General features: G+C 71.9%; 13 protein-coding genes and 1 pseudogene. 7 read left to right on the forward strand and 7 right to left on the reverse strand.

Annotation, left to right across the window (positions count from 1 at the left end):
• Positions 1 to 46: 46 nt before the first annotated feature.
• The 3 genes from OG766_RS09835 to OG766_RS09845 form a co-directional block, all read right to left on the reverse strand.
• Positions 47 to 1,072 (reverse strand): endonuclease/exonuclease/phosphatase family protein, encoded by a 1,026-nt coding sequence (locus OG766_RS09835; protein WP_266374607.1) that lies wholly within the window; start codon positions 1,070 to 1,072, stop codon positions 47 to 49.
• Positions 1,073 to 1,244: 172 nt separating this feature from the next.
• The gene (locus OG766_RS09840) at positions 1,245 to 1,931 is read right to left on the reverse strand and encodes a TetR/AcrR family transcriptional regulator (protein WP_266374605.1); all 687 of its coding nucleotides are present in this window, start codon (positions 1,929 to 1,931) and stop codon (positions 1,245 to 1,247) included.
• 23 nt (positions 1,932 to 1,954) lie between these two features.
• Positions 1,955 to 3,574, reverse strand: a complete 1,620-nt coding sequence (locus tag OG766_RS09845) for an MFS transporter (protein ID WP_266374604.1) — start codon at positions 3,572 to 3,574, stop codon at positions 1,955 to 1,957.
• Positions 3,575 to 3,766: 192 nt separating this feature from the next.
• Here OG766_RS09845 and panB point away from each other — a divergent pair, with 192 nt between their 5' ends.
• The 3 genes from panB to OG766_RS09860 all read left to right on the forward strand — a co-directional run bounded on the left by panB (position 3,767) and on the right by OG766_RS09860 (position 6,702).
• Positions 3,767 to 4,630, forward strand: a complete 864-nt coding sequence (gene panB, locus OG766_RS09850; RefSeq protein WP_266374603.1) for a 3-methyl-2-oxobutanoate hydroxymethyltransferase — start codon at positions 3,767 to 3,769, stop codon at positions 4,628 to 4,630.
• Positions 4,631 to 4,879: 249 nt separating this feature from the next.
• Complete coding sequence (locus OG766_RS09855) at positions 4,880 to 5,878, forward strand: ATP-binding cassette domain-containing protein (protein WP_328725054.1); 999 nt, start codon at positions 4,880 to 4,882, stop codon at positions 5,876 to 5,878.
• On the forward strand, positions 5,875 to 6,702 hold the full coding sequence (locus OG766_RS09860; RefSeq protein WP_266374601.1) for an ABC transporter permease: 828 nt from the start codon (positions 5,875 to 5,877) through the stop codon (positions 6,700 to 6,702). The genes OG766_RS09855 and OG766_RS09860 overlap by 4 nt, the downstream gene beginning before the upstream one ends.
• Before the next feature lie 18 nt (positions 6,703 to 6,720).
• Here the strand turns inward: OG766_RS09860 and OG766_RS09865 are convergent, their stop codons facing one another.
• A complete protein-coding gene (locus OG766_RS09865; RefSeq protein WP_328725055.1) occupies positions 6,721 to 10,101 on the reverse strand; it encodes an ATP-binding protein in 3,381 nt (1,126 codons plus the stop codon).
• A 120-nt stretch (positions 10,102 to 10,221) separates the two neighbouring features.
• On the opposite strand from OG766_RS09865, the gene OG766_RS09870 reads away from it, so the two are divergent.
• Positions 10,222 to 11,028 (forward strand): site-2 protease family protein, encoded by an 807-nt coding sequence (locus OG766_RS09870; RefSeq protein WP_266374599.1) that lies wholly within the window; start codon positions 10,222 to 10,224, stop codon positions 11,026 to 11,028.
• A 9-nt stretch (positions 11,029 to 11,037) separates the two neighbouring features.
• On the opposite strand, the gene OG766_RS09875 is transcribed toward OG766_RS09870, so the two are convergent.
• The gene (locus OG766_RS09875) at positions 11,038 to 11,271 is read right to left on the reverse strand and encodes a hypothetical protein (protein ID WP_328725056.1); all 234 of its coding nucleotides are present in this window, start codon (positions 11,269 to 11,271) and stop codon (positions 11,038 to 11,040) included.
• 13 nt (positions 11,272 to 11,284) lie between these two features.
• Positions 11,285 to 11,995, reverse strand: coding sequence for an NADPH-dependent F420 reductase (npdG, locus tag OG766_RS09880; protein WP_266374597.1), 711 nt, complete (start codon positions 11,993 to 11,995; stop codon positions 11,285 to 11,287).
• Positions 11,996 to 12,101: 106 nt separating this feature from the next.
• Between npdG and OG766_RS09885 the strand changes: the two genes are divergently transcribed.
• Together OG766_RS09885 and OG766_RS09890 are read left to right on the forward strand one after the other, a co-directional pair.
• Positions 12,102 to 12,707 (forward strand): hypothetical protein, encoded by a 606-nt coding sequence (locus OG766_RS09885; RefSeq protein WP_328725057.1) that lies wholly within the window; start codon positions 12,102 to 12,104, stop codon positions 12,705 to 12,707.
• A 78-nt stretch (positions 12,708 to 12,785) separates the two neighbouring features.
• Positions 12,786 to 14,111, forward strand: a pseudogene (locus tag OG766_RS09890) (MFS transporter).
• An 18-nt stretch (positions 14,112 to 14,129) separates the two neighbouring features.
• Here the strand turns inward: OG766_RS09890 and OG766_RS09895 are convergent.
• Entirely contained in the window at positions 14,130 to 14,378 is a 249-nt protein-coding gene (locus OG766_RS09895; protein ID WP_266374594.1) for a hypothetical protein, read from the reverse strand.
• 87 nt (positions 14,379 to 14,465) lie between these two features.
• Between OG766_RS09895 and map the strand changes: the two genes are divergently transcribed.
• The gene (gene map / locus OG766_RS09900; RefSeq protein ID WP_266374593.1) at positions 14,466 to 15,323 is read left to right on the forward strand and encodes a type I methionyl aminopeptidase; all 858 of its coding nucleotides are present in this window, start codon (positions 14,466 to 14,468) and stop codon (positions 15,321 to 15,323) included.
• Positions 15,324 to 15,377 lie beyond the last annotated feature (54 nt).

Consider the following 15,377-nt stretch of genomic DNA (forward strand, 5'->3'; position numbering starts at 1 on the left):
ATTGTTCCCGCGGGTGAACGCCTGATTGCGGCGGCTTTACCCCGGGTCAGAGTTTCACACGTGCCGCGATGGGGAGATGGTCGCTCGCGGTGCGCGGCAGGGTCCATGAGGAGACCGGTTCGACACCCTTCACCAGGATCTGGTCGATCCTGGCCATCGGGAACGACGCCGGCCAGCTGAAGCCGAAGCCGTCGCCCGCCGCGCCCTGGGTGGAGCGCATCTGGGAGCTGACCGCGTTCAGGGAGCGGTCGTTCATCGTGCCGTTGAGGTCGCCGAGCAGGACCGTCCTGCCGACCCGGTCCCGGGCGATCGCCTCGCCCAGCGCGTCCGCGCTGGTGTCCCGCTGGCTGGCGGTGAAGCCCGCGTTCATCTTGACCCGTACCGACGGCAGATGTGCCACGAAGACCGCGACGTCGCCGGCCGGCGTCGCCACCGTGGACCGCATGGCACGGACCCAGCCCAGCTGGATGTCGACGGGCCGGGTGTCGCTCATCGGGTACTTGCTCCACAGCCCGACCGTGCCCTGCACCGAGTGGTGGGGGTACTGCGTGGCCAGCGCCTTCTCGTACGCCGGGACCGCGTCCGCCGTCAGTTCCTCCAGCGCGACGACGTCCGCGCCCGAGGCCGCGACCTGGCGGGCGGTGCCCTCCGGGTCCGTGTTCTCGGCGTTCACGTTGTGCGTGGCGACGGTGAGGCTTCCGCCGTCGCCCGACTTGTCGGTGACGAGCCCGCCGAAGAGGTTCAGCCAGACGATCGCCGGCACCAGCAGGGCGATCAGCGCGGTCGCGGAGCGCCGTACGAGCGCGAGGACCAGCAGCACCGGGACGAACAGGCCGAGCCACGGCAGGAACGTCTCCGTGAGGCTGCCCAGGTTCCCGATCTTGTTGGGGATCTGGGCGTGCAGGATCATCAGGAGGCCGAGGAGCACCGCGAGACCGGCGAGCACGATGCCGCGCCGCCAGATCCCCGGATCGTCCCGCCAGCGGTCACGCAGGGCCCGGAACCGGGAACCGGAGCGGGGGTCCTCCGCGCTGCCGTTCTCCGTCTCCGCCATGTATGCCTGCTGCCGCATGTGTGTCGTCCTCACTGCCTTGCCGTGCACATCGTGCCCGTCCCATGACCCTAGGCGATGCCCGATGCGTTACTGCCGTACGGGTTCGAGGACGGCAGGGCGCGGCGACGGGTTCCGATCAAGCTCGGTGAAGGGGCGGCTGTGACAGAACGCGCATATTGCTCGGGCGCGGTCAGACGGCCCGCGGGCGCAGTCCTTCCAGCACCGCGGTGACGATGCGTTCCGCGAGATCGCCGGGCAGCGGGGCGTCGGGCCGCATCACGGCCCGTACGAGCATGGGACCCACGATGAGGTCGTTGACCAGGTCGATGTCGAGATCGGCACGGATCTCTCCCTCGGCGACGGCCCGGCGCAGGATCTCCAGGACGGTCACGCGCCGCGGGTCGATCACGGTCGCGACGTACGCGTCCCACAGCTTGGGGTGGCTCTTCATCTGCGCGCGGACGTTGTGCAGGAGCGCGGAGGAGCGCTGGGCGAGGCCACCCAGGCGGACGGACTCCAGCATGACGACGAGGTCGTCCCGGGCGGAGGTACCGGGCAGGTCGGGGTCCGGCGGCTCGATGTCCCGGAGCACGTCGACGAACAGTTCCTCCTTGTCGGACCAGCGACGGTAGATGGTGGCCTTGCCCACCCCCGCGGTGCGGGCGATGCGCTCGATGGAGATGTCGCCGAGCGGTACGCCCTCCTCCAGCAGGGACACCACCGCGTCCCGGATGGACCGCTCGGCCGCCTCGCTCCGGGGGCGGCCGCGCCGCGGGGCCGTTCCACCGCCCTCGGCCTCCCGCTTCGCCCCCGTCCGGCCCGGCACCACCGCCTCCACCGCCGCCTCCACCGTCGCCTCCGTCTCGCCGCCTCGCATCCGCCGATCCTCCCGGACGCCGGTCACCCCTGGGCCACGCCCGCCGTCGGCCGCTCCCCGGGCACGGGCGGCCCGTCCTCGCCGGGCACGCGGCGGCCCGGGAGGTAGGTCGCGACGACCACGGCTCCCACGAGTGTCACGGTCGCCGCGCAGAGCGCCGCGAGGTGCATGGCGACGAGGAAGGCCTCGTACGCCGGTGCGATCAGGACCTGCCCGGGCGGTCCGAGCTTCTCCGCGACGGCCAGGGTCGCCTCCAGCGACTCACCCGCCGCGTGCCTGGCGCTGTCCGGTACGCCCGGCGCCCGCTCCAGGGTGCTCTCGATCCCGCCCCGGTACGCCGCGGACAGCAGCGAGCCGAGCACCGCCACGCCCAGGGCGCCGCCGATCTGCCGGAAGGTGTTGTTGATGGCGGAGGCGACCCCCGCCTTCTCGCGCGGCAGCGCCTGCATCACCGTGACCGTGACCGGTGACATGACGTGCCCCATTCCGGCGCCCTGGATGAAGAAGGCGATCTCCAGCGCCCACAACGGTGTCGAGGCGTCGAAGAAGGCGAAGGACGCGAGGCCCGTCGCGATCATCACCATGCCCGCCGTGCAGGTCGCCCTGGCACCGAACCGGGCGACGATCAGCCGGGCACGGGGGGCGAACAGCGACTGGGCCACCGCGAGCGGCAGGACGAGCAGTCCGGCCTCCAGCGGGCTGTGGCCGAGCACGCTCTGCAGATAGAAGACGGAGAAGAAGGCCACGCCCATCATCGAGAGGAAGGCGAGCGCGGTCGCGGTGATCGCGGCGGAGAACGCGGGGTTCCTGAAGTGCGAGAAGTCGAGCGCCGGATGGTCGATGCGCATCTCGTACACCACGAACGCCGCCAGCACCGCCAGGCCGCCGAGCAGGGGGAACAGCACGGTCCGGTCGGTGAGGGAGGCCAGCTCGCCGCCGTGGATGATCCCGTACACCAGCAGGACGAGTCCCACGATGGACAGCAGCACGCCGACCGGGTCGATCCGGCCGGGGTCGGGGTCGCGGGAGTCGGGGATCAGCAGCGCCATCGCGACGAAGCCGACGATCACCACGGGGACGTTGACCAGGAAGATCGAACCCCACCAGAAGTGTTCGAGCAGCAGACCGCCGGTGAGCGGCCCGAGGGCGATGGCGATGCCCACGCCTCCCGCCCAGATGCCGATGGCCTTGGCCTGTTCGTCCCGTTCGAAGACGTTCATCAGGACGGCGAGGGTGGCCGGCATCACGAACGCCGCGCCGAAGCCCATCACCGCGCGGTACGCGATGAGTTCCGTGGACGACCCGGAGAACGCGGCGAGCAGCGAGCCGGCGCCGAACACGGCCATGCCGAAGAGCAGCACCCGCTTGCGGCCCAGCCGGTCACCGACCAGCCCCGCCGAGAAGAGCAGCGCGGCGAAGACCAGGGTGTAGGAGTTGATGGCCCATTCGAGCTCCCCCTGGCTGGCGCCGATGCCTACGGGCGCGGGGCTCGCGATGGTCTTGACCGCGACGTTCAGGACCGAGTGGTCCAGCACCATGATGAGTACGGTGAACATCAGGACGCCGAGGATGGCCCAGCGGCGTCGGTGCACGATGTCCGGGATACGGGGCGGGGCGGGGGGAGCCCCCGGAGATATGGACATGGTCCCAGTACTTCCCGGAATTTCGATACGAGACCGTTTCGTATAGAAAATTGACCGGGATGGCCCAAACACCGCGGAACATTGCAGCGGTGTGAACGGCCCCACTTCACGCGACGGGCGCCGGGATGCCACCATGGATGCGGTCCGGGGACGCCGTAAGGGCGCCTCGAGATGACGAAGGAGCCGTTCACCATGACGCTTCAGGCTGCCCAGACGCAGCCCGCCGACAGCAGCAAGGCGCTGTACGGCGGCAAGGGCACTCGCCGCATCACCGTCCAGGACATCGCCGCCGCCAAGGCGCGCGGTGAGAAGTGGCCCATGCTGACCGCCTACGACGCCATGACGGCGTCGGTCTTCGACGAGGCCGGGATCCCGGTCATGCTCGTCGGCGACTCGATGGGCAACTGCCATCTCGGTTACGACACCACCGTCCCCGTCACGATGGACGAGATGACCCTGCTGTCCGCAGCCGTCGTACGGGGCACGAAGCGCGCCCTGATCGTCGGCGACCTCCCCTTCGGCTCGTACCAGGAGGGCCCGGTGCAGGCGCTGCGCTCGGCGACCCGGCTGGTCAAGGACGCCGGGGTCGGCGCCGTCAAGCTGGAGGGCGGGGAGCGCTCGCTGCCGCAGACCGAGCTGCTGGTCCAGGCAGGCATCCCGGTCATGTCCCATCTGGGCCTGACCCCGCAGTCCGTCAACACGATGGGCTACCGCGTCCAGGGCCGCAGCGACGAGGCCGCGCACCGGCTGCTGCGCGACGCCAAGGCCGCACAGGACGCGGGCGCGTTCGCCGTCGTCCTCGAACTCGTGCCCGCCGAGCTGGCCGCCGAGGTCACCCGCTCGCTGCACATCCCGACGATCGGCATCGGCGCGGGACCCGACACGGACGCGCAGGTCCTCGTCTGGACGGACATGGCCGGCCTGACCGGCGGCAAGGTGCCGCGCTTCACCAAGCAGTACGCGAACCTGCGGCAGACCCTCGGCGACGCGGCGAGGGCCTTCGCGGACGACGTCGTCGGCGGGGCGTTCCCGGCCGAGGAGCACACCTTCCACTGACGGCCGACGGCCTGGCCGGCCCGCCGTGCGGGCCACCGGGGCCGCCACCGCACACCTCAGACCACTGCGGCACCAACGACAGCCCGCCGATCTTCCCCCGTCGGCGGGCTGTCGCCGTCCGCCGGCCGGCGCCGTCCGCAGTCGGAGTCGCAGTCGCGGTCTCGGTCGCAGCCGTGGATTTCCACAGCCGTCGGGGCCCTGTCGGCGGCTTGTCGGCGGATTGTCGGTGGCGCCTGAGACGGTTACGCCATGACGCGAATCGACAGGAACGCCGTCGAGGTACGAGGCCTCGTGAAGCACTACGGCGAGACGAAGGCGCTGGACGGGGTGGACATCAATGTCCGCGAGGGCACGGTCCTCGGTGTCCTCGGGCCCAACGGCGCCGGCAAGACCACGCTGGTCCGCTGCCTCTCCACTCTGATCACCCCGGACGCCGGACGCGCCACCGTCGCCGGATACGACGTGCTGCGCCAGCCCCGCCAGCTGCGCCGCGTCATCGGTCTCACCGGCCAGTACGCCTCGGTGGACGAGAAGCTGTCCGGCTGGGAGAACCTGTACATGATCGGGCGGCTGCTCGATCTCTCCCGCAAGGACGCCCGGCGCAGGGCCGACGAGATGCTGGAGCGGTTCTCGCTCACGGAGGCGGGGAAGCGCCCGGCCGCCACCTACTCGGGCGGTATGCGGCGCCGGCTGGACCTGGCCGCCTCGATGATCGGGCAGCCGGCCGTGCTGTATCTGGACGAGCCGACGACGGGCCTCGACCCGCGGACCCGTAACGAGGTGTGGGACGAGGTCCAGCGGATGGTCGCCGAGGGCGTCACCGTGCTCCTCACCACCCAGTACATGGAAGAGGCCGAGCAGCTGGCGAACGAGCTGACGGTCATCGACCGCGGCCGCGTCATCGCCGAGGGCCGCGTCGACGAGCTGAAGGCCAGGGTCGGCGGCCGGACCCTGCGCATCCGGCCCGCGGACCCGGCGCAGCTGTCCGCCATGGCCGCGGCCGTCCGCGAGGCGGGCCTGGACGGCGTCTCGGGCACCCAGGTCGTCCCGGACGAGGGCGTGCTGTACGTCCCGATCCTCAGCGACGAGCAGCTGACCGCCGTGGTCGGCCTGCTGGGCGCCCGTGGCTTCGCCATCGCCGACATCGGCACCGATCTGCCCAGCCTGGACGAGGTGTTCCTCGCCATCACCGGCGAGAAGACGCCGCTGTCCGTCACCGACTCGATTCCCCAGGAGGTCGCGGTATGAGCGCCGCCACTGCCACCGCATCCGCCGCGTCCCTCGTCCCGGACGAGGAGGGCCGGATCGGCCTGCGCGGCAACATGCGGCACATCGGCGCGCTCGTCCGCCGCAATCTGCTGTGGATCCGGCAGGACCCGGAGTCGATGTTCGACGCCGTGCTGATGCCGATCGTGTTCACGCTGCTGTTCGTGTTCGTCTTCGGCGGCGCGATCGCCGGCAAGGGCAACCAGCAGGAGTACGTCAACTACGTGGTGCCGGGCCTGATGGCGATGCAGGGCATGAACATCGCGATGGGTGTCGGCACCGGCTTCAACCAGGACTTCCAGACCGGTGTCATGGACCGCTTCCGGTCCCTGCCGATCGCCAGGTCCTCGGTGCTGATCGCCAAGATCGTCGTGGAGATCGGCCGGATGATGGTCGCCACGGCGATCCTGCTGACGGTCGGCTTCCTGCTCGGGCTGTCCGTCTCGGACGTCCCCGGGCTGTTCATGGCCATCGGGCTGTCGCTGGTCTTCGGTGCCTCGATCATGTGGATCTTCCTCACCATGGGCGTGACCATGAAGAACGCTCAGGCGATTCAGGGAATGGGGTTCCTCGTGCTGATGCCCCTGCAGTTCGGTTCCTCGATCTTCGCGCCGACGAGCTCCATGCCCGGCTGGCTGCAGGCGTTCACGGACTACAACCCGCTGTCCTCGCTCGCCGACGCGGCCCGCGGGCTGATGAACGGCGGCCCGGTCGCCCACGACGTGTGGGTGACGCTGATCTGGTCGGCCGTGATCACCGCGGCGATGGCCCCGGTGGCGATCCGCAAGTTCCGGACGAAGTCCTGACCCCACGAAGTCCCGGCACTACGCGGCCCTGAGCCTCCGGTTCCGGTCGTGTACGAGGGCGGCGGCCTCCTCCAGCGTGAGGCCGCCGCCCTCGGCGTACCGGGCCTCGAAGTCCGCGTCGCCGAGCGCGGCGCGGACGCTCCGTTCCGCGCGGGCGCGGTTGTCCCGCTCCAGGGAGGCGGCCACGACATGCCCGGCCGGCAGCACATGCTCGTACGCGCCGAGGAGCCGTGCGGCATCGGCGGCCGGTTCCGGGCCGAGCCCGGCGAGGGCCTCGGCCGCGCTCACCAGATGGGTCGCGGGCATATGCGGAGCGACCATGGCCGACAACGGGGTGAGCGCGCGCTCGAGCGCCTGGTGTGCGTGGTCCAGGGCGTCCTCGTACCGGCCCTCCAGGCAGTCCAGCCAGGCGACGCAGCCCAGCCGGAAACCCTCGAAGATCGCGAGGGTGGAGGAGCGGAACTCCTCGGCGAGCAGGTCCAGTTGCTCGCGCGCCTGCGCCGTACGGCCGGTGCGGCCCAGTTGCAGGGCCAGGAAGAGCCGGGCGGCGGGCAGGGCCTCGTAGGCGGCGCCGCCCTCGCCGGCCTCGGCGAGCACGTCCCGGAGGATGGCCTCGGCCTCCTCGCCGCGGTCCAGTTCGACGAGGACGCCGGCCAGCCGGGACCGCAGCAGCGGCACCTGGCTCTGGGCGCCGAGCCGCTCGGCGCGGTCGACGGCCGCCGCGAAGTCCTCGGCGGCGAGCCGGAACTCACCGCGCCGCTCCCGCGCCTCGCCCCGTGCCGACAGCGCCTCGGCCGCGCCCCACAGATCACCGAGCCGCTCGAAGATCTCCAGGCTGCGGTCGGCGTCGGCGCTCGCGTCGCCGGCCCATTCGCTGCGATTGGCCAGGATGTTGGCACGCATCTGGAGGGCCGCACCGAGCGACCACTCGTCGCCGGACTCCTCACAGCCGTGCACGGTCGCGTCCAGCACATGGCGGAGCCGCTCGGCGTCTCCGGTGATGACGAGCGCGAAGAACCAGAGATTCCCGGGGAAACGGCAGGTCTGCGGCAGCCCGGGGCGATAGACCTCGGTGACCCGATGGAGCCACGCCGTCCGCTCCGGGGTCAGCCAGTCGTCCAGCCCGTGCTCCAGGCTGACCATCCCGATCAGCCGCACTCCGCGCCGCGCCTCCAGCAACTGTTCGGGCGCCATCGGCGGAGGTGTGTCGGTCACGGCCGTGTGCAGTGGCGCGGCGGGAGTGAGGGGCGGTTCGAACGGGTCGGGACCGAGGTCGGCGACGGCCTGTGCCCAGTGCCTGGCGTCGGCACGCAGATTCCGCATCTGCCAGTACCAGGCCAGCGCGAGGACCAGGCACAGCCCCTCCTCCTCGTCGCTCGCGGCGGTCGCCCGGCGCAGCGCGGTGCGCAGGTTCTCGTACTCCAGCTCCAGCCGGGCGACGGCGGCGTTCTGCCCGGGCCCGCGCAGCAACGGGTCGGTACGGCGCGCCAGTTCCCGGTAGTACGTGAGATGGGCCCGCTCGGCGTCCGTCCGGTCACCCGCCGCGTCGAGCCGCTCGGCGGCGTACTCGCTCACCGTCTCCAGCAGCCGGTAGCGCATGTGGCCGTCGGCCGACACCTCGGCGACCACCAGCGATTTGTCGACAAGTGCGCCGAGTACGGACACGACGTCACGGGCGTCGATGGCGGCGGCCCCCGCGGTGGCCGGGGGTCTCGTGGCGCAGACGTGTTCCGCTGCCGGGAGGTCGCAGCCACGGGCGAACACGGAGAGGCGGCGAAGGACGGTGCGTTCGGCGTCGTCGAGGAGGTCCCAGGACCAGTCGACGACCGCGCGCAGCGTCTGCTGGCGTGGCAGGACGGTGCGGCTGCCGCTGGTCAGGAGCTGGAAGCGGTCGTCGAGGCGGTCGGCGATCTGGCGCGGGGTCAGCATCCGCAGCCGCGCCGCGGCGAGTTCGATGGCGAGGGGCAGTCCGTCGAGCCGGCGGCAGATCTCCGCGGCCGCCTCGGCGTCCGTACCGGCACCCGTGCCCGTGTCGGTACCGGCACCGGCACCGGCACCGGCGTCGATCCGGAACAGCGGATTCGCGGACGCGCCACGGTCGGCGAACAGCCGCAGCGCCATCGGCCCCGGCAGCGGGCCGACCGGACGCACCGCCTCCCCGGGCACGCCCAGAGGTTCACGGCTGGTGGCGAGGACCGTGAGCCCGGGGCAGCCCTCCAGCAACTGCTCGCACAACTGTGCCGCCGCGGCCACGACATGCTCGCAGTTGTCGAGGACGATCAGCATGCGCCGGCGTGCGCAGTGCTCGACGAGCCGCACGAGCGGGTCGTCGCCGTGCCGGTCGGACGCGTTGCGCAGTTCCTCCGCCTTGGCCCCGCGCAGCACGGTCTCACGCGCCCCGAGCGCGGTGAGCACGGCCTCGGGAACGTTCTCGGGGTCGCCGACGGGCGCGAGTTCCACCAGCCAGACCCCGTCCGGATACGCCCCCACGGCCCGTTCGGCGCTCTCCAGCGAGAGCCGGGTCTTGCCCGCACCGCCGGGGCCGAGCAGCGTGACGAGGCGTGCCCGGGTGAGGTCCTCGCGGATGGCGTCGATGTCCGCCTCGCGCCCGACGAAGCTGGTGAGCCGGGCGCGCAGGTTGCCGGCGCGCCCGTCGGGCGCGGCGGGCCGCACCGCCGGTTCCGGTCGCAGCAGTTCCGCGTGCAGCGCGCGCAGCTCCGGACCCGGGTCCGTGCCCAGCCGGGCGGACAGCTCGCGCCGGACGGACTCGTACGCCGCGAGGGCCTGCGCCGTACGCCCGGCGGCGCGCAGGGCGCGGATGCGCAGCGCGTGCAGGTCCTCGTCGAGGGGATGGTCGTCGCAGAGCCCGGTGAGCTCCGTCAGCGTCTCCTCCGCCCGGCCCAGCGCGAGCGCCGCCGACAGCCGGGTGCGGCGGGCGGCCAGCCGTCGCGCCTCCCAGCGGGCCACCTCGGGCGCACGGTCCGGCAGATCGGCCAGGACGGGGCCCCGCCACAGTCCGAGCGCTTCGTCGAGGAGATCCACGGCCTTGCCCGGATCGCCCTCCGCGAGGGCGCGTGCCCCCTCCCCCGCGAGCCGCTCGAAGCGGTGCAGGTCGATGTCGTCGGGCTCGGCGCTCAGCCGGTATCCGCCGTCCACCGAGACCACGGCGCCGTGCCCGAGGGCCCGCCGTGCCCGGCCCACGAGGGCCTGTACCGCCCCGACCGCGTCGGCGGGGGCGTCGCCGTCCCACACCTCGTCGACGAGCACACCGACCGGGACGGTGCGTCCGCCGCGCAGGGCCAGCACGGCCACCAGCGTCCGCAGCCGCGCTCCGCCGAGCGCGGCGGGGCTGCCGTCGTCGTGAAGGGCCTGGGTGGTGCCGAGTACGGAGTAGCGCACCTGCCCATTCTCCGTGACGCGCGGAACTCTCCTCGGCACCCGGAACGTTTCCGCCGTACCGCCTGTACGGTCTGTACGGTCGGCATGCCCTGCCGGCCATCCACCCCGGGAGCCTCGTCCATGACCTCGGCCACCACCCGCAGCAGCGAGCGGCGGATCTCACCCGTCTTCCTCGGCATCGGCGCGATCATGGCGGTCACCGGCTGGGCGGTCTGGGCGGACTCCTCGCCCAGCCTCGGTTTCGCGGTGTTCCTGTTCGTCACGGCCGCCTGGATCGTCTCGCTCTGTCTGCACGAGTACGCGCACGCCCGCACCGCGCTGCACAGCGGTGACCTCACCGTGGCCGCGAAGGGCTATCTGACGCTCAACCCGCTCAAGTACACCCACGCCGTGCTGAGCATCGTGCTGCCCGTCCTCTTCGTGATCATGGGCGGAATCGGTCTGCCCGGCGGTGCGGTCTTCATCGAGCGGCACCGCATCCGGGGCCGCTGGAAGCACAGCCTGATCTCCGCCGCGGGCCCGCTGACGAACGTGCTGTTCGCGGTCGTGTGCACGGCCCCGTTCTGGCTGGGCGCGCTCGACGGCGTTCCGCTCGCGTTCCGCTTCGCCCTGGCGTTCCTGGCACTGCTGCAGGTGACGGCCGCGATCCTGAACTTCCTGCCGGTTCCGGGCCTGGACGGGTACGGGGTGATCGAGCCCTGGCTGTCGCCCGGCTTCCGCCGGCAGGTGGAGCCGTATGCGCCGTTCGGCCTGCTGGCCGTCTTCGGCATCCTCTTCATCCCCGAGGTCAACCACGCGTTCTTCGACGCGATCTTCGCCCTCATGGACGGCCTCGGGGTCTCCCGGGCGGAGGTCGCCTGCGGCCAGGACCTGTACCGCTTCTGGACCGAGCAGTACCCGGTCTGTACGGAGGCGGTCAGCCGCTGACGGAAGCGGTCAGCCGGTGGTCGTCGTGCGCGTCGCCCTGCCACGGCGGATGTAGTAGATCGCCATGTTCGACGACACACCGGCGAGCAGCACCCACACGATCCCCAGCCAGCTGCCCTCGACGAACGAGACGACCGCCGCGGCGACGGCGAGGACACAGATGACGAGGGCGTAGAGGGCGAGGCGGGGCATGGGGGTCGGCTCCTGTCCGGTCACGGGTGTTTCCGGACCAGTGTCCCCCATGCCGGGGCGCCGGTCAGACGTCGGTCACGCGCAGGCCCGCGTGTGCCTTGTAGCGGCGGTTCACCGAGATCAGATTGGCGACCAGCGACTCCACCTGGTGCGCGCCGCGCAGCCGGCCCGCGAAGACGCCGCGCATACCGGGGACCCGGCCCGCGAGCGCCTGCACGATGTCCGTGTCGGCGCGCGTCTCGCCCAGCACCAGCACATCGGTATCGATCTCCTCGATCGACTCGTCCTGCAGCAGCACCGCGGAGAGATGGTGGAACGCGGCGGTCACCCGGGACTCCGGCAGCAGGGCCGCGGCCTGCTCGGCGGCGCTGCCCTCCTCGGGCTTGAGCGCGTAGGCGCCCTTCTTGTCGAAGCCGATCGGGTTCACGCAGTCGACGACGAGCTTTCCGGCGAGTTCGGAGCGCAGCGCCTCCAGGGTCTTGCCGTGTCCGTCCCACGGCACGGCCACGATCACCACGTCGCTGCGCCGGGCGCACTCGGCGTTCTCGGCGCCCTCGATGCCGAGGCCCAGCTCGGCCGCGGCGGTCGCGGCACGCTCGGCGGCCCGGGAACCGATGATCACCTTCTGTCCGGCGCGGGCGAGCCGGTAGGCGAGACCACGGCCCTGGTCACCGGTGCCGCCGAGAACGCCGACGACGAGACCGGACACGTCGGGGAGGTCCCAGGGGTCCTTGGCTGCGGGCTTCGGGGCGCTGGCGTTGTCTTCGGAAGTCATGATCCGACCTTACTCGCAGGTAGTGGCCGGGCGCCGTCGTCCCGTACGGGTGGAGTACGGCCGACCGGGCCCCGCGATCCGTGCCCGTACGGCAGGATGCCGGGCCATGGATGCCGTACGCGTCGCGCTGTTGCGAGAGGTCCTCGCCGGGACCGAGTGGCCCGCGGCGGCCCGCCGGTTCGCGGGTGCGCTGCGCTCCTCCGTCGTCCCGCAGGGCGGTGGGCTGCTGCTGGTGGGGACCGCGGAGTACGAGCCGTGGCACCTGGCCGCGCACCTCGTGGACGAGGCCGCCTGGTCGGGGCAGCCCGAGCTGGCGCCCACGCTCGTACGGCACCGGGTGCGGGCCGGGGACCCGGCGCACCTGGCCGTCGGGCTGGGCCGGGTCGCGGCGGCCGGGCGCGGCGAGACGCTGCTGGTGGTGGCGCCGCAGCAGCCGGACGCCGGGCTGCTGGAACGGGTCCACGACGCCCGGCGCTCCGGGGCGACGGTGCTGTCGCTGGACGCGGGTGACCCCGAGGTGCTGGGGCTCGCGCACGAGGCGCTCACCGTGAGCGGGTCGGCGGAGGTGGACCTCGACACGGTGCAGCATCTGGTCAGCGCGGCGACGGGGGAGAACGTCCTCCAGTCCGTGCGACGCGGCCGGCGCCGTCTGCGCGACCGGCTTTCGCGCCTCGCGGACCAGCTGACCGCTCCGCCGCCACCGCGCTGGTAGCGGGCGTCGCGGGCAGGACTCCGTCCCGGGGGAAACCCGGTTGCCAGGGGCCGTGGCACGCACGGAGGATCAGGGGTCGTGGCATCACGACGCAACGGGCGCACGCTCCTCCCCGATCTGTCGCCCTGGCGGTCCTCGCGGGACTTCCGGCTCCTGTGGGTGCAGGGCCTCGTCACCTTCTTCAGCAGCTTCATGGCGATGATCGCGCTGCCGCTGCAGATCAAGGAGCTGACCGGCTCGCCGCTCGCGGTCGGTGCCATGGGGGCCGTCGAGCTCGTGCCGCTGGTCGTGTTCGGGCTGTACGGCGGGGCGCTCGCCGATGCCGTCGACCGGCGCAGGGTCCTCCTGCTCACCGAGGCCGGCATGGCCGTGATGGCGGTGATCCTGCTGGTGAACGCGCTGCTGCCGGAGCCCGTGCTGTGGCCGCTGTACGTCGTGGCGGCCGGGGTCTCCGCACTGGCCGGGCTCCAGCGGCCGGCGCTGGACTCGCTGATGGCCCGGATCGTGCCGCACGACCAGCAGACCGCCGCCGCCGCGCTGAACGCCCTGCGCTGGCAGCTCGGCGCGATCGCCGGGCCTGCGCTGGCCGGTCTCGTCGTGGCGTACGCGGGCCATGCCACGGCGTACGCCACGACCGCCGCCGGCTTCGTCGTCTCCGTGGTGATGTGCTCACGGCTGTCCCCCGCGCCGCCCGCCCACGACGCGGACAAGCCGTCGCTCCGGGGCATCGCGGAGGGGGCGCGGTACGCGTGGAGCCGGCCGGTGCTGCTCGGTACGTACGCGGTCGACCTGGTCGCGATGTTCTTCGCGTTCCCCAACACGATCTTCCCGTTCCTCGCCGACGAACTGGACGCGGAGTGGTCGCTGGGGCTGGGGGCACCTCCCGCGCCGTAGGCTGCGGGGGAGTACGCGGCGGGGTCGGTGGGTTCGATCGTGCTGAGCCTGACCAGCGGCTGGACCTCCCGGGTGCGCAGGCACGGGCTGTTCGTGGTGTTCGGCGCCGCCGGCTGGGGGCTCGCGATCGCCGCGGCCGGCTGGTTCACGAACATCTGGCTGGTGCTGCTGTGCCTCGCGTTCGCGGGAGCGGGCGACATGCTCAGCGGTCTCGGCAGGTCCACGATCTGGAACCAGACGATCCCCGAGTCCCTGCGCGGCCGGCTCGCGGGCATCGAGGTGCTGTCCTACAGCGTGGGTCCGCAGCTGGGCCAGGTCCGCGCGGGTGCGGCGGCCGGCTGGACCGGCACCCGTGCGGCGTTCTGGAGCGGCGGGGTGCTCTGCGTGGCCTCGGTCGGTCTGCTGACGGCGCTGCTGCCGAAGCTCGTCACCTACGACGCGGCGACGGACGAGGACGCACTGCGCCGCCGCGCTCAGAAGGAGGAGACGGCGGCGGAGGCTGCGATCTGACCGGTGGCCGGATCGCCGTCAGTCGGACGCGTCGTCGGGCGCCGTCGCGTCCCGGCCGCGCGCCGCGTCGTGCCACCGCGGGTCGTTCTCCCACTCCAGGTTCCGCTCGCGCGCGGTCTCCATGGCGTGCTCGGCCTCCTCACGGGTGGCGTACGGACCGAAGCGGTCCTTGGCCGGGCACTCCGGTCCCTCCTCCACCTTCTTGTGCTCCAGGCAGTAGTACCACTCACCCGGCTTGCCCACCGTGCGCTTCTTGAACAGGGCCATCGTCGGCTCCTTCCTCTGACGCCATGCTGCCCCACCGCCTTCCCCTGCGCCCCTGGACGCGGGGAACCCCCGGTTAGACTCGCTGGCATGTCTGGCCAGTCGCTGCTCGTACCAGGGAAGCTCTCTCCCACCCGTTCCGTACCCGGAAACATCCGGCGCCCCGAGTACGTCGGGAAGCCCGCGCCGACGCCGTACTCCGGGCCGGAGATCCAGAACGCCGAGACGATCGAGAGCATGCGGCTCGCGGGCCGTATCGCCGCGCAGGCGATGGCGGAGGCCGCGAAGCTCATCGCTCCCGGGGTGACCACGGACGAACTGGACCGTGTCGCGCACGAGTTCATGTGCGACCACGGGGCCTACCCGTCGACGCTCGGCTACCGCGGTTTCCCCAAGTCGCTGTGCTCCTCGCTCAACGAGGTGATCTGCCACGGCATCCCCGACTCCACGGTGCTGCGCGACGGCGACATCGTGAACCTGGACGTCACCGCGTACATCAACGGTGTCCACGGCGACAACAACGCCACCTATCTGTGCGGCGACGTGGACGAGGAGTCCCGGCTCCTGGTCGAGCGGACGCAGGAGGCGCTGGCCAGGGCCATCAAGGCGGTCAGGCCGGGCCGCCAGATCAACATCATCGGGCGGGTCATCGAGTCGTACGCGAAGCGGTTCGGCTACGGGGTCGTGCGCGACTTCACCGGACACGGCATCAATTCCTCGTTCCACTCCGGACTGATCATTCCCCACTACGACAGCCCGCACGCGACCACGCTCATCCAGCCCGGCATGACCTTCACCATCGAGCCGATGCTGACGCTCGGCACGCATGAGTACGACATGTGGGACGACGGCTGGACCGTGGTCACGAAGGACCGCAGGCGCACCGCCCAGTTCGAGCACACGCTGGTGGTGACGGACAGCGGGGCGGAGATCCTGACGCTGCCCTGAGACGGACGCCGCCCCTGGACGGGCGTCGCCGAAAGACAGACGTTGCCGTGAGGC

This window comes from Streptomyces sp. NBC_00259 (assembly GCF_036181745.1).
GTDB lineage: Bacteria > Actinomycetota > Actinomycetes > Streptomycetales > Streptomycetaceae > Streptomyces > Streptomyces pratisoli.